Source organism: Saccharopolyspora shandongensis (assembly GCF_900106995.1).
Lineage (GTDB): Bacteria > Actinomycetota > Actinomycetes > Mycobacteriales > Pseudonocardiaceae > Saccharopolyspora > Saccharopolyspora shandongensis.
Map to the genome: position 1 here is coordinate 65,614 of NZ_FNOK01000018.1, position 13,215 is coordinate 78,828.

A 13,215-nucleotide genomic window follows, 5' to 3' on the forward strand; every position below is an offset into this window, starting at 1 on the left:
CCGTTTCGCAGAACCGTGTCGTCGAGGTGATCAACACGGCGCCGCCCACCGGGTGGCCGTCGCGAGAAGTGAGGATGCTGATGGTGGACGTTGACGTGATTGCTCAGATTGACGCGTATTTCTGCACTCCCCGACACCGCCAGCTCCGCGACGATGTCCGGCGGTTCGCTCAGACCGAAATCGCACCCCATGTCCCCGCGATGGAAACGGACCAGCAGATCCAGTACGAGCTGGCGCACCGGATCGCAGCGCAGGGATGGCTTGGTCCCACCATCAGCGGAGAGTATGGAGGGATGGGCGAAGGACACGTCGCCAAGACCATCATTGACGAGGAAGTGTCCACCGTCAGCGCCCCGATGGGCGCGATGGTGCAAGCCTCCCAGCTCGGCACCGCCAAAATCATCCACTACGGCACCCTGGAACAGCGGCGGCGTTGGCTGCCCGCGATCGCCCGAGGAGACGTTCTGCCCACGATCGCTGTTACCGAGCCCACAAGCGGTGGCCATGTGCTGGGCATGACTACCTCAGCCCGACGGGACGGTGACGACTACATCCTCAACGGCCGCAAGGTTTACGTGGGCAACTCCCATGTCGGCACCCTGCACGGCGTGGTCGCGCGTACCGGCGCCGGCAAGAACCTCACCGCGTTCCTCGTGGAAGCCGACCGCCCTGGACTGACCGTCGCAGGCCTCGAACCCACGCTCGGACTGCACGGGTTCTCCTTCGGCGAACTGATCTTCGACGACTGCCGCGTTCCCACAGCGAACCGGATTGGCAGAGAAGGCGACGGCTGGAAGGTCGCCTACTCCTCCAGCATCACCTACGGGCGCCCCAACCTGACGGCGGTCTCGCTGGGGATCCACCGAGCGCTCCTGAAGGACACCGTCGCCTACGTGAAGCAGCAGCGCCGGTACGGGCGACGGCTGGCCGATCTGTCGATCATCAAGGACAAAATCGGCAAAATGCGGTCCCACCTCATGACGTCGGCCGCAAACGCGTACCTCGCCGTGTCCATGCTGGACCGAAACCTGCCCTGCGACACCGAGCTGATCAATGCCAAATATCAAGGCGTGGAATTGCTGCTGGAGTCCGTCCGCATCGCGGTCGACGCACACGGAGCAGCCGCACTGCTACGCCGAAATCACATCGAACGGTACCTCCGCGATGCCTATCACATGCTCACCCCCGCTGGGACCCCGGAGATTCAACTACTACGCCTTGCTGAGGCCGAACTCGGCACAATGACAGGACAGTGGTCAGAACAACTGGCCGACCGTATCGCCACTACACCTTCAGCTACTTCCTGACCACGCGCATGCACAGGTGGCGCGCTGCCCTTGCTGACGTACATGATTCCCTGCACCCCCACAGATCGCGACACAGCTGGTCCACGGTTCGGGGCGGTAGCCCATTGATTATCCCGATGATCACCGATGACGGCGGCAAACCAGCCCGCTGCTACCTCACGACGAGGTGATGCGGCGATGCCACTCCCTCCCATTCCCGCCGAGGCACGACTCGTCTGAGACCGCGCTCGGCGCCCGGCTGATTATTCCCGCGCCTGTGCCGGGGTCGGGTGTTCATCGGCGAGGAGAAGAGAGGGCGCCGCTGATTTTGTCCTGGTGGAGGGAGTGCGATCTCTCCACCAGCCGTGGTGCCGGGCATTGCCGGTGTTCAACGACGCACATCGGCGCGATGCCCGGCACCCTTGATGTTGTTGCGGTTGGTCGCGGCCTGACACGGCGGAATCTGCGGGCACAACGCTGAGCTCTAGCGATGCCGCTACGGAGGTGCTCGCTCGTGCCTCCGGCGGGCTGCCACTCCAGGCGGTCCTTGCGACGGGCAGCTCGCGTCGCCGCCGACCACCACCGCCACGCTCCACGCCAGATTCAGAGAACACCATGCGAGGTTTCCCGACATGTCCTACTATGCCCTGCCTGCCCAAGCTCAGTTTCTGTATCGCCGGTTCGGTGATCACCCCAGCCCCCGCGCCACGGTGGATGCTGCGGCCGCCATGCTCGATACCGGCACCAACCGAGCCAGGAAGTTGCTGGAGGTCCTTCGGGACGCCGGCATGGTCGACGAACACGACGCCGGCTACACGCTCCCCACCGCGGACCAGGAACACGCCCGCACCCTCGCGGATCGCGAAGACGAGCCGAGAGTCCGAAAGGACACGCGCTCGCGCGTTATCGAGCGCGCCTATCTTCCGCAGCTCATCGAAGCCGACTACATCCTCAACCCAGGGCCGCACCACTACAACCCCGCCTATGTGGATCTCGAATCCGGCGCTCGCCAGTCGCGCTTCAGCAGTCCCAAGGAGGCGATGACGTGGTTCATCGCCAACATGGGCACCCTCCGGGGACTCATACGCCAGGCACATGACGACAAGAACTTCACCGCGGTCTGGCAATTGGCCGAGGCCAGCAGGGGCGGGCATCTCAAGGGCCGCTGCAATAACTGGCTGGTCGAGACGCACGAGGTCGCCGTCGAAGCCGCCTTGAAATGCCGCAGCCCCTGGGCCTCGATCGGCCACTCCCGCTTGTCGTCGGGTTACCGCAACACCGGCCGTGTCGACGAGGCCATAGCCATCGCTGTCACCGCCCGCAGGCTCGCCGTCAACGCCGGCGATGAATGGGCGGAATCAGCCGCGTGGTCCGCTGAGGGCCGGGGCTACTTCGCCGCAGAGGAGTACCACCTCGCTCTGGAGCGGTACCTGCAATCGCTGCTGATCGCCGAGCGGATCAACGACGCCCGCAGTGTCGCACTCCGAATCCGGCACATGGCCGAGTGCTACTTCGCGATGAACAAATACGCAGAGGCATGCCAGTTCTTCGAAGGCGCGGCCACGCGAATGAAGAGCATCGGTTTCCGCGATGGCCTCGCGATGGTCATAGTCCTTCTCGCCGATGCGCGCATCGCCGTCGGCCAAGCGGACGAGGCGATCGACGAACTGCACGACGCCCTGGCCATCATGGACGAATCAGGCTCGGATGCCTATGTCGCTGAAGTCTTCGCGCGCCTCGCCGCCGTTTCCGAGAAGCTGGGTCGCACTGCCGACGCGCGGCGCTACTCGGCCGAGGCCGACAGCCGCTTCGCCGCCATCAACGACCGTGACAGCCTGATCGAGGGCGAGCAGTGATCACCAGTGCGATGAGCGGTTTCGGGCCGAGTACGTCACCTTCCGGCAGCCCTGGTATTCGGGCGCCACTGGCGATCCTTCTACAACACGTCGCGGTGCTGGCGCTGACGGCCCTGCTCGCGGCGGGGTGTGCAGAGGCTCCTGACCCCGCAGACGACCGCTTCAAGGCCTTGCCTCGCCTCTGCGACCTGATCTCGCCGGAGACGGTACGCCAGGTCCTCGGTGAGCCGGTGGAGATCAAGACAGTGCAGGTCGAGACCACCGGCTACTGCCTGTGGACGTTTCGGGACCTGGCCACGGAAGGACCGCACCCGCTTGAGCGGGTCGCCTCGCTGCACGCGACCCTGCACCGCAGCACCGCCAGGCGTTTCGGTACCGCCGCGGCGTCGGAGGAACTCCAGCGATTAACCCAGGCATCGGCACAGCCCTACGAGCACGTCGAAGACGTCGGGGACGACGCGATGCGAAGGACTATGCCCGACGGAGCCGACTACGTGATTGTCGTGCACAACTTGAACATCAAGCTATGGGTGGTAGGCCGAGACGTGATCGACACGTCCGGGACCGTCGTGCCCATCCCGATGCGCCAAACCGGCTCGGCAGCATCGCGTCTCGCCGGTGAGGTCGTGTCGAGAGCCGACGGCGCCTGAAAGGCGCCGCCCGCGCGAAACGCCACCGCCTGCGTTTCCGATGAGAGGAGCATTCGTTGATCACCAAGGTGGCCAGTCGCCTTCGCGCTTGGGGCACCAGCCCCGGTCCCGCAAAGCTCGTCGCGCTCTGCACGAGTCTTCCGTCGCAGGCGATTCTGGTGCGGCTCGCAATCAACCTCGGTGATTTAGATCCGGCGCGGGCTCGCCTTGGCGGGATCATCATCCCAATGATGGCCATCGCAATCCTGGCCACGCTGGTTCTCGTCACACTGCGTGCACGCAAAACGGCCACCGCGTGGATCGCCGCCGGATACGTGGTCGTTCTCGGGGTCGGATTCGTGCTTTCTCTTGGATACCGAAAAAATGGACATTTCTAATTCATGGATGCTCCCGAAGAGGAATCCTTTGTGGCCAGTGGTGTGACTTTCGTGGTCACCTATGGAGGCGGCAGCGTTAAGCCCGGCTGCCGTGGCTGCGCGATCGGGTGCACAGTTGCGCTGGCTGCGTACGTGCTCACGGCCATCCTCGTGTATCTCTACACACGATGACCCAGTACTTCTAGCGCTAGGAATTCGCCACCAACTCCGGGCCAGCAACCGAACCGCGACATCAACCCGAAGATGACCAGGTAGGGAACGTGGCCACATCATTTCCCCCGCGCCCTCACTCTCAAACTGGCGATCCTAGGCCGCCGAAGGCGCCCCGGATCACTGTGTGGACCAAGCTGCCGCGGAGATCGTCGAAACTGGCTCGGTACTTGAAGGCGCCGGAAGGACGGGGCCCGGTGCTGGAGTGGTACCAGGCGACGATCGACTCGGCGATCCTGTCCGGCCTGGCCGTATCGGCAATCATGTTCGTCCTGATGTGCCTCCGGGCCTGGGGCTTCGACTGGATGAGCACTTGGTGGCTTTGGATTTTCGTCGTCGCACCGGTGATTCTCTGGCCACTGTGGATTCTGGCTTTCCACTCGTCCGGGATCTCGGCCGGCGCCGACTGGCTCGCGACCGAAAAGGGCTACATCGACACCTACGAGCTCACCGAAGTCAGAGTCGAAGGCGCCAGCGGAGGACTCGCCTGGACCCTGGAACTCACGGACAAAAAGGGCGTGGAGCTGTCAATCGACGCAGCCGACATCGAGGCCAACCAGGCACTCTGGGATCTCGTCTACAACGGCATCCGCTACTCCGTCCAACGAGGCGCCAAGACCAACCCGCGCGCGCTGGACAAGCTGCGGCTGCGGTAGCCAATGTGCGACCTTCTCCACTCTTTCTCGTTGGCGCTGCACACCGTGCCCATGCATAGGTCGCTGATGACGCTGTGGCGGGTCGATCAACTGGCCGCGAACCGTCTCGTTGGTCTCCCCCGCCGCAAACGTGGCGGAGCCCGAAACAACCTTTTGTAGGGAACTGCAGGCGAGCTCTTCCGCAGGTGAGCCCACCCGCAACCTGAAACGGAACGACTGAGCTGATGGTGGTTATGCGTACGACACGATTCATGGTTGCGGCTGTCGGTGCTGCGGCGGGCTTGCTCCTCGCAGGGTGTTCTCCCAGCGGCAACACCGGTGTTCAGGCGCCGAACACGCAGGACGCTGGACAGTCGTCACTTACAGGATTCGATCCCTGCGCTGTCCTCTCGCAGCAGGAGTTGCAGCACTATGGCGTGAGCGAACCGGGAGAGTTCGAAGACCAGGGAATTGGAGAGCCTGGCTGCACGTTCAAAGCCGACGGTGGTGATTACCTTCTCACGATCTACAAGGCCGAGAAGTCTGACCGTGCGTACTGGGAACAGAGGCGGGGCAACTTCGGTGTCTTCGAGTCGAATCAGATTGGTTCCCACCAGGGAATCAAGGCAATTGAGGAGGGTTCAGTCGGACTGGGTGGTTGTCGCCAGATCATCGAGTCCGGGGGCGGCTCGGTCTCGGTAGACATCACTGTCCATGCCGACAAGATCCAGAGTGACGAGGCCACCTGTGGAAAGGCGACGGAGATCGCGTGGGTTGTTGAGCCGAAGTTGCCGAAGTAGGACGCCGATCTCAAGCCCTCGCTGCTGCCCGATCAGATCGACGGCAGCGGTCTCGCATGGGTGACGCTCGGCGAGCAGATCACCAGGATCTTCGCTTAGCCGGGCCGGTCTTCTGCGAAACCACCATGCACGACAGCGCGAAGGAAGGCGCGGTGCTCACCGACGAGTCGGTCGAGGAGTTCGACCGGCCCGAAGTAGGCGACGTCGAGGACGGCAATGCGACGTTGGTCGAGTGGAGCAAGGCCCGCGCCTTCCTGAATGCCGACCCCCGCGCTTCGACCACCGACCTCGCGGTGCTCGACCTGGCTACCTCGCTTGGGGAGGACCGCTTTCGGCTCACAGAGATGGGTCGTGCCCATCGGAGAATGGTCCGGGCTGCGATGAACGCTGCGCTGGGCAAGGCGTGCTGAGCAAATCGGACGAGCCCGCCAACGGACCACGACGGGCAGTCGTCCTGACCAGCGGGTTCGAGAGGTCATCGTCCCTTTCGCGCGTATCCCCGCGGCCACCGCGTCCCATGGAGAGCCTTCAGCGCGCATGCGGAGCGAGTGCGTGAGCAGCTGCCGGTGTGCAGTCTCGGAGCAGCGCGGCAGCCTGCAGCCCGTGCGTAGGTGGCGTCACCATCGACCTTGCCGCCACCACCGGCGGCCGCGTACCAGCTCAACGCATCCGCCACGTCCGCACAGCGCTACGCCAGGTCGCCAACACCACTGAACTCGACGACCACATCCACGACCGCCTGATCGGACGCTGACACAGCCACCCCGACCTCCTCGATGGCGATCAGCCTCCCGTCACCCGTTGCCATCCGCCACCGGGCGCGTCGAACGCCCGGCGCCCATCGTCGATCAGGTCGTCACCATGAATGTTACGAGACACGTGGGGAATTCGTTCCACCTCTTCGCCGGCGCCTCGACGCTTACCTGGACCGCGACTTGACCGTGACCTGCTCACCGAGCGCGCCGAAGAAGCCACGCGCCGCTGACACGCCGCAGACGGCCGCCGACGTTACGCAGCTACGGCGACACGCACATCCTCGCGCAACTGCGCAACGTCGGATGAGGTCGCAGCGAACGGGGCGGCGGTTTCGGCGATGGCCTGCAGCTGGCTGCGGGTGTGGCGCGACGACAGTCCGTTGATCGCAGTGATCGCTTCCTGGCCGATCCGGACGCCGGAGTCGAGATCGCCGCCGAGGAGGCAGAGCCGGGAAAGGTAGGGCAGATGGAACGCGCGGGTTCGCGCGTAGGTGAGGTCGGCGCTGTTTGCGACAGCCTCCAGGTGCTCGATCGCTGCCGGCACGAAGCTCGGCTGGGCCAGGCCCAGCAGCGCGAGCGCATGCGCTCGGTGCGAGGCGATCTCGGCTTCGGTGACGTGGCGCGCCCAGTGCGGCACGTTATCCGGTTGAATCGCTGTGAAAGCATCAATTTCCCTGTTCAACGCCTCGTGGCACTGATCGGCGTGGCCGAGGGAACCGTGGCACCATGCCCGGCTGGCGTAGAGGTCGGCACGCGCGCTGGCGCTGGCGTCGTGGATGCTCGTGTTCGCGACGTTGAAGCCGAGCTCCACGAGGCGCAGCGCCTCACGGCCTGGGTCACGGCGGTCGTTGCCGTCGCGGAGTTTCAGAGCCTGATACGCCGCGTCCAGCAAGATCCCGATCGTAAGATCGGTACTACGGGGGTGTTGTTCCGCGCGCTTCGCGCGGTTCAATCCGAATGCGAACAGCTGCCGGGCTTGGTCGTGTTCTTCTAGATCCCAGGACGCCCAGCCCGCGATCCACGCCAGATCCGCGGTTGCCAGGTCGATGCGCGCGCGGATCTCCTCGGTGCAGACCGCGTCATCGAAGGAACGGACTGCTCGCAGCTGTGCGAGTGCGGCCGCGTGCATCAACCCGCCGCCTTGCGAGTAGATCGTGCCCCGGAAGCCTTCGGTCAAGCGCTCGATCGCCACCGCGTCGGCCTCACCGATCTCGCGCCGCCGGACGGAGCCGGCATGCGCAGGCAGCGTCTCGCTCAGCCGGGCGATATCGGGCTGGAGCGTGGAGCTCATCGTGATCCCGAAGACTAGTGAAAGGAAATTCCTGCGTTCCATCCCGCACACCTCCCCATCTGACTCCAGGCTGCCAGGTTCTGCGGCGAATCCCAACAGGGCGCCCGGTATCCGCAGCGCAGTGGCCACGTGAGCAACGGTCTCAACAAGCCCGAGCCGCCCAGCGCCCGATTCGACCTCGGAGATCCGTTTCTGTGCCAGGCCGATGCGCTCGCCCAGTTGCTGCTGGGAGAGCCCGGAGTAACGGCGCACCGCGCGGAACACCGGGCCGAAGTCATACCGACCCAGCGCCTCCACAAGCTCGGGGGCACGGAAAAAACCTAGCGGGACAATCGGTTTGCGCCTGGCACACGAATCGCACACGTCCGTGTTCCCCGCGCGAAGCCAGGAGGGGCACATCGAGCACCGTTGCTGCATTCGGCCCATCGGATCCTCTTTACTCGCGGCGCACAAGTAGATGCGCAGCGTATCGAAGGCGGCATCTTCTACATCAGGCCCGTCCGCATTGCAATCCCCAGAGGGATATCCGGCTAGGGATTGGTCCGCTCACTACCGATCGGCACTGTTCACGCCATGCCGTCGCCGAGCCCGACGCTCTCCGAGCCCGTCAAACATGCCCCAGCCCAAGGTGGCGCCCACAGACGCTGCGCAGTGGACAGATCAACGCGCGACCGCGCACCGAGCTGTGTCACGGCAGAGACATGGTGCCCCGACGAGGTCACGAAGATCTTCCACCTGCCGAAGCTGTCTCCTGGTGGTGAACCGGTCACCATGCCAGGTAAGGACGGTGCAGTGTCCCCGAAGGTCGTGGTCATCGCGAGGTGCAAGCGCCGGGCACGCCCGCCTCGATACGGCGAGACCGAGGAAGTCACCTCAGTGTGCCGGGGCTGCCTCACTGACGTGCTTGCGTCGCTCGGCCTCGCCGATCAGGCAGCAGAGCGCGCTGTCCATGCCGTTCTCGACATGGCCGCCGACGGCGTGGTCGACCCCGCCTCCCTACTTGCTGATCTCGAAGAAAGCTGCGGTGCGCCCGGCATGATCCGGCGCTTGCGAACGCTGCTGCGTCGCCTGTGGGAGCGCTACCGGTCGAGTTCGAGTCCCCGCGAGGACACGTGATCTTCGCAGAGGGCGAGCTGGGCGACCGGCGTTACAGCATCCAGCTCGGCGCTGCGGCAGTGGATCGCGGCGCGCCCGGAGATCGCCGAGCAGCTGCTGCGCGTGGTCGCGCGCCGACAGCGCCAGACCAACAGCTAGCGACCGAGGCCATTGGCTGCCAGGGCGCGCGTGAGCAGTCGGGGACGATCGCGGTCCGGTCGGCTGAGGACTTCGAGCGCACCGAAGCCCGGGTCCACATCAAGCACCTGTCGTTTGTGCGGGGGTCGCGCCGATGCGACTGATTCGACGTCTGATCGCGTGTCTGCGCCGCCACAAACAAGAGTCCGATGCCCGGTGGGAGCAGTCGATGAAGCATCCCGGCGGTGGCGATGGATGACGACATCCACGAGACGCGGGCGGTAGCCAAAGCGCACAGCATACGGCGCGCGGCCCGGCTCGACGTCACGCTGAGCCAGCGTGACCGGCCGCGAGCGATCTTCCTCGGTGACTGCACCGACCGCATGCTGGCGCTGCACACCGTGCCCGCGCATAGGTCGCTGATGGCGCTGTGGCAGGTCAATCAACTCACGATCGCTCAGATACTCCGCGCAGGGGTACGGATCTGGGGCTATGAGGAGGAAGACGATCCCCAGGCAGACGATGCGCAGGATGGTGATTCAGCGGTGACCAGCGTTCGGGACACGGCCGCTCGGCTACGGGCTGCCACGTCATCGCTGCCGACGTGGGTGGTCGACCGGTTCGCCGAGGAGCTGGAAGCGACGGCGGCGCTGCTGTCGGAAACGCTGTACACCAGCGCGGCGCATGACGATGTGCTCGGCCAGGTCGGTGCGATCATGACCCGCATCGTTGAGGACTTGCACGAGCTGATCGGCGCCGCGAGAAAGTCCATTTTGGATAAGGCGGAGCAATTGGCGGCCGAGACCGTCGCCAACGAAACGGGAGCACCGCCGCATCAGCCCTCGTCCGCGGTGGCGAAGGTCGAGGCGCTGCGGTGCCGCCCCCGCCCGAGATCGGCCCGCAAGGACACCAACGAACGAATCAAGGCGCTCTACCAGGCAGGCGGTGCTGTCGAGCACCGGGGCGGCGGTCACCTGGCGGCTTATGCGCCCACCGGAGAGTGCCGGTTCATTTCCGCGACCCCGAAAAACACGGCAGCCAGCAATACAGATCTGGACAAGCTGATCGCGAAAGCAGAGGAATGGCAACAGAAACACCAGAAACGCGCCAGGTAGACCATCTCGACGACGAGCCCCAGAGCTGGGTCTTGTTCAGCGAGAACACCCGCCGGGACCCCGTTGACGCGCGCATGTTCAAAACGGTCATAGACCGCCTCAAAGCTGTCCAGGCCGCAGACGCGGAACCCGTGGAAGTTCTGGTTGACGAGGATTCGATCCAGGTAGCGGAGCTGACCAAACTCTTCGCCGGCGCCGACCGTGACCTGCTCGAAGAGATCGCGACCGCATGGTTCGATCACTCCGGACTGTTTCCGGTACTGGCGGTGTGCAACCGGGTCAATCAGACGGTGACGTTCGTCAAAAGCTTGATCACCGACGACCCGGTCGAGGCGATCAGGAATGCGCGCGACGGGATGGAGCAGGCGCTCACCCGCGTCGATCTCCATGGCGTAGACACGTTCAATGGCTTCGGCGCCGAGGTCGCTCCACTGAGCAAGATCAGGGGCTTCGCTGGTTTCGGCGTGGGCGCGGACCAGGCATGACGGGCGTCGGCGTCGGGGATGTGGTGGCCGATCTGGAGGGGATCAAGGCTGGGCTTCCCTACGGCGCGGGAGGCGAGCTCCGCGACAGCATGGAGCCGGTGATAGCTGAGGTCGCCGACGCGCTGCGCACCAGCGAGGCCGAGTCCACTGTGCTCGGGGCGCTGGTGCGTGTCAAACAGGACGGCTCCGAGGTCATCGACGCGGGCCTGGTCCAGATCTGCCAGGTGATCGACACCGCGGCGACGACATGGTGAGCCACGTGCGGGCGTGGGCGAGTGGCACCGGACTACCGAAGACGCTGGCGGTGTGCTCGGCGCTGCCCACGTTCGCTGTTTCGCTGTGGGGCACCTACGCCCTGTTGGAGATGGCGTGGATTGGCCCGGGCGGGGGTGACCCCTCGTTCCTGCTCGCCGCCCTCGGCACAGTGCTCGTCGGCGCGCTGGGGGCCTGGGCACTCCTGACGCAACACCTCGACATCGCGTGGAGCCTGGCGGCCCTGCTGTTCCTGATCGGAAGCCCGATCAACAGGGAACTGTTGATCGGGCTCGTCTGAGACCCGCGCCCGGCGCCCCGGCTGATTATTCCCGCGCCTGTGCCGGGGTTGGGTGTTCATCCGCGAGAAGGGAGGTCACCGCCGATCTCGTCCTGGTGGAGAAAGTGCGATCTCTCCACCAGGCGTGGGTGCCGGGCATCGCCGGTGTTCAACGATGCACATCGGTGCGATGCCCGGCACCCGTTGATATTGAGACTGACGAAGGAAGACATGCAATCCTTGATCTTCAAGGGGGCCGTGATGCTCGTGGCGCCCATGGCCATATCGTTCGTGGTTGTGGGGGTGGTGAGCGTCGCCGTATATGGGTGGGGGCAGCTGGCCGCCGTCGGGCTGCCGGTGCCGTACTACTCCGACCTGCAGAACGCAAACGAGGCGGTACTGAGCTGGATGGGCTCGGTGTACGCCAGGGTCCTCCCGTGACCTGAACCCAACGTCGCCCCTCGGAGAGCATGAGGGGCGATGTTCGCCTGAGCCGGTCGGTCGCGGCCTGACCCGGCGGAATCTGCGGGCACAACGCTGAGCTCCAACGATGCCGCTACGGAGGTGCTCGCTCGTGCCTCCGGCGGGCTGCCGCTCCAGGCGGTCCTGGCGACGAGGCAGCTCGCGCCGCCGACACCGATCACCACCACGCTCCACGAAGGAAATGAAATGAACATGTCGGCCGCCGATTCGGCTGACCGAGACGCCCTCGAACACCACGATGATTGGCTCGACCGCGTGTCCACGCTGATGCGCACGGGCCGGTACGCCCAGGCGCGGGAGATCGCTGGGCGGTTGTGGCAAGCGTGGCGCTTCAAAATGGGACACGCCGCGCTGCCCTCATGGCAGATCGGCTGCGCCAACGCGTGGGCGTGCTACCGGACCGGCCACTACGCCGAACTCGGACACATCGTGGCAGAGCTCGGACGAATCCTAGGCGAGGCCACTGAAGACATCGGCGAGTGGCAGATCGAGTATGCGGATCTGAAAGCAGTCCACGCCCGCATCATGGGTGAATTCGCCGACGAACTCATCATCCGCAACAGCGTTGTCGAGCAAGCGTGCTCGGCATACGGCAACGCGAGCAAACAAGGACTACGGCTAGAACTCAACCGGGCCAGCGCACTTCGGCTGCTGGGGCGATTCACGGAGGCACACCAGCTCGACGCCACCACCGCCAATGCGTACACCGAGCAGCACGGCCCGAACGATCCGTCCACACTGCGTGTCCAGGCCGGACTGGCCATGGACCTACGGGAGCTCGGGCAATACGACGCAGCCGTCAACATGGGTCGGCGAGTTCTTTCCGCGCATCGAGAGGCGTTGAGCCCGGACCACCCGTTCGTCCTGGGCAGTCAGCGAATGCTGGCGGTGACGCTACAGCGCGCAGGCAAACCACACGAGGCGTACAACCTGGCCGGCGACGCGTACCAGCGATTGCTCAAGCAGGATGAGCGCGGACAGGACACCGCTGCCACATTGGCGGTGATGGCCTCAACCGCGGCCGATCCCAGGGAGGGTGCGAATCACGGCATGGCCGCCGTCGACATGATGCGCACCGCGATGGGCCCGGACCACCCGTTCACATTGGTGTGCGAGGGAACCCTGGCTGTGCGGTGGGCGATGGCCGGTGCACATCACCGTGCTTGCGCGTTGGCGAACCAGGTCGTGGATCGCTCGGTCGCGCGATTGGGCGTGGCTCACCCCCAGGTCGCTGTCTACGCAGCGAACCTAGCCGGGACCCTGGGGAAAACTGGCGAAACTGAGCAGGCACTGCGGATGCGCCACGAGGCTGCGGTGCGAGCAGCGGCGGCGCTGGGCGCCAAACACCCTGTGACTCTGACGATCGAACGAGCCTGGGACTGGCCGTGGTTGTACTGGGACACGATGCAGTTGTGATCCGCAGAACTCGGTGGTGATGCTGGCGCCACCGCTATCCCTGCCAAGTATGACCACAGCCCCGAATCAGCCTCGCCGGCCTGATATCCGG

Annotated in this window: 15 protein-coding genes and 1 pseudogene; 15 read left to right on the top strand and 1 reads right to left on the bottom strand. The window is 65.0% G+C overall.

Annotation, left to right across the window (positions count from 1 at the left end; all coding sequences use genetic code 11):
* Positions 1-74: 74 nt before the first annotated feature.
* The 7 genes from BLW84_RS20355 (at position 75) to BLW84_RS20380 (ending at position 6,224) form a co-directional block, all read left to right on the top strand.
* The gene (locus BLW84_RS20355; protein WP_245761262.1) at positions 75-1,307 is read left to right on the top strand and encodes an acyl-CoA dehydrogenase family protein; all 1,233 of its coding nucleotides are present in this window, start codon (positions 75-77) and stop codon (positions 1,305-1,307) included.
* Between the two features lie 611 nt (positions 1,308-1,918).
* Positions 1,919-3,142 carry a tetratricopeptide repeat protein gene (locus BLW84_RS20360; protein WP_143061013.1) on the top strand — a complete coding sequence of 408 codons (1,224 nt, stop codon included), beginning with the start codon at positions 1,919-1,921 and terminating at the stop codon, positions 3,140-3,142.
* A 95-nt stretch (positions 3,143-3,237) separates the two neighbouring features.
* The gene (locus tag BLW84_RS20365; protein ID WP_093267522.1) at positions 3,238-3,792 is read left to right on the top strand and encodes a hypothetical protein; all 555 of its coding nucleotides are present in this window, start codon (positions 3,238-3,240) and stop codon (positions 3,790-3,792) included.
* 56 nt (positions 3,793-3,848) lie between these two features.
* The gene (locus tag BLW84_RS46315) at positions 3,849-4,169 is read left to right on the top strand and encodes a hypothetical protein (RefSeq protein WP_143061014.1); all 321 of its coding nucleotides are present in this window, start codon (positions 3,849-3,851) and stop codon (positions 4,167-4,169) included.
* 407 nt (positions 4,170-4,576) lie between these two features.
* A complete protein-coding gene (locus tag BLW84_RS20370; RefSeq protein ID WP_218157384.1) occupies positions 4,577-5,035 on the top strand; it encodes a hypothetical protein in 459 nt (152 codons plus the stop codon).
* Between the two features lie 251 nt (positions 5,036-5,286).
* Positions 5,287-5,814 (top strand): DUF3558 family protein, encoded by a 528-nt coding sequence (locus BLW84_RS20375; protein WP_093267661.1) that lies wholly within the window; start codon positions 5,287-5,289, stop codon positions 5,812-5,814.
* Positions 5,815-5,939: 125 nt separating this feature from the next.
* Positions 5,940-6,224: a hypothetical protein gene (locus BLW84_RS20380; RefSeq protein WP_143061015.1), complete on the top strand. Its 285-nt coding sequence runs from the start codon at positions 5,940-5,942 to the stop codon at positions 6,222-6,224.
* A gap of 598 nt (positions 6,225-6,822) precedes the next feature.
* Here BLW84_RS20380 and BLW84_RS20385 read toward each other — a convergent pair.
* Positions 6,823-8,157, bottom strand: a complete 1,335-nt coding sequence (locus tag BLW84_RS20385; RefSeq protein ID WP_177226585.1) for a helix-turn-helix domain-containing protein — start codon at positions 8,155-8,157, stop codon at positions 6,823-6,825.
* Between the two features lie 495 nt (positions 8,158-8,652).
* Here BLW84_RS20385 and BLW84_RS47550 point away from each other — a divergent pair, with 495 nt between their 5' ends.
* The 8 genes and pseudogenes from BLW84_RS47550 to BLW84_RS20415 all read left to right on the top strand — a co-directional run bounded on the left by BLW84_RS47550 (position 8,653) and on the right by BLW84_RS20415 (position 13,124).
* On the top strand, positions 8,653-8,976 hold the full coding sequence (locus BLW84_RS47550) for a hypothetical protein (protein ID WP_177226569.1): 324 nt from the start codon (positions 8,653-8,655) through the stop codon (positions 8,974-8,976).
* Positions 8,977-9,006: 30 nt separating this feature from the next.
* Positions 9,007-9,111, top strand: a pseudogene (locus tag BLW84_RS50345) (Crp/Fnr family transcriptional regulator); the annotation flags it as partial.
* Positions 9,112-9,338: 227 nt separating this feature from the next.
* A complete protein-coding gene (locus BLW84_RS20390; protein ID WP_093267526.1) occupies positions 9,339-10,208 on the top strand; it encodes a hypothetical protein in 870 nt (289 codons plus the stop codon).
* A complete protein-coding gene (locus BLW84_RS20395) occupies positions 10,175-10,693 on the top strand; it encodes a hypothetical protein (RefSeq protein ID WP_143061017.1) in 519 nt (172 codons plus the stop codon). Before BLW84_RS20390 ends, BLW84_RS20395 begins: the two co-directional genes overlap by 34 nt.
* On the top strand, positions 10,690-10,947 hold the full coding sequence (locus BLW84_RS20400; protein WP_093267529.1) for a hypothetical protein: 258 nt from the start codon (positions 10,690-10,692) through the stop codon (positions 10,945-10,947). Before BLW84_RS20395 ends, BLW84_RS20400 begins: the two co-directional genes overlap by 4 nt.
* Positions 10,941-11,246: a hypothetical protein gene (locus BLW84_RS20405; protein WP_093267531.1), complete on the top strand. Its 306-nt coding sequence runs from the start codon at positions 10,941-10,943 to the stop codon at positions 11,244-11,246. The genes BLW84_RS20400 and BLW84_RS20405 overlap by 7 nt, the downstream gene beginning before the upstream one ends.
* Positions 11,247-11,456: 210 nt before the next feature.
* Positions 11,457-11,666 (top strand): hypothetical protein, encoded by a 210-nt coding sequence (locus tag BLW84_RS20410; RefSeq protein WP_093267532.1) that lies wholly within the window; start codon positions 11,457-11,459, stop codon positions 11,664-11,666.
* 123 nt (positions 11,667-11,789) lie between these two features.
* Positions 11,790-13,124 carry a tetratricopeptide repeat protein gene (locus BLW84_RS20415; RefSeq protein WP_093267534.1) on the top strand — a complete coding sequence of 445 codons (1,335 nt, stop codon included), beginning with the start codon at positions 11,790-11,792 and terminating at the stop codon, positions 13,122-13,124.
* The last annotated feature ends 91 nt before the right edge of the window (positions 13,125-13,215 follow it).

What these genes read in the sequence shown, in the direction of transcription:
- BLW84_RS20355 (WP_245761262.1), top strand. Translation starts at nt 75, where the DNA reads ATGCTGATGGTGGACGTTGACGTGATTGCTCAGATTGACGCGTATTTC.
- BLW84_RS20360 (WP_143061013.1), top strand. Translation starts at nt 1,919, where the DNA reads ATGTCCTACTATGCCCTGCCTGCCCAAGCTCAGTTTCTGTATCGCCGG.
- BLW84_RS20375 (WP_093267661.1), top strand. Translation starts at nt 5,287, where the DNA reads ATGGTTGCGGCTGTCGGTGCTGCGGCGGGCTTGCTCCTCGCAGGGTGT.
- BLW84_RS20380 (WP_143061015.1), top strand. Translation starts at nt 5,940, where the DNA reads ATGCACGACAGCGCGAAGGAAGGCGCGGTGCTCACCGACGAGTCGGTC.
- BLW84_RS20395 (WP_143061017.1), top strand. Translation starts at nt 10,175, where the DNA reads ATGGCAACAGAAACACCAGAAACGCGCCAGGTAGACCATCTCGACGAC.
- BLW84_RS20400 (WP_093267529.1), top strand. Translation starts at nt 10,690, where the DNA reads ATGACGGGCGTCGGCGTCGGGGATGTGGTGGCCGATCTGGAGGGGATC.
- BLW84_RS20405 (WP_093267531.1), top strand. Translation starts at nt 10,941, where the DNA reads ATGGTGAGCCACGTGCGGGCGTGGGCGAGTGGCACCGGACTACCGAAG.
- BLW84_RS20410 (WP_093267532.1), top strand. Translation starts at nt 11,457, where the DNA reads ATGCAATCCTTGATCTTCAAGGGGGCCGTGATGCTCGTGGCGCCCATG.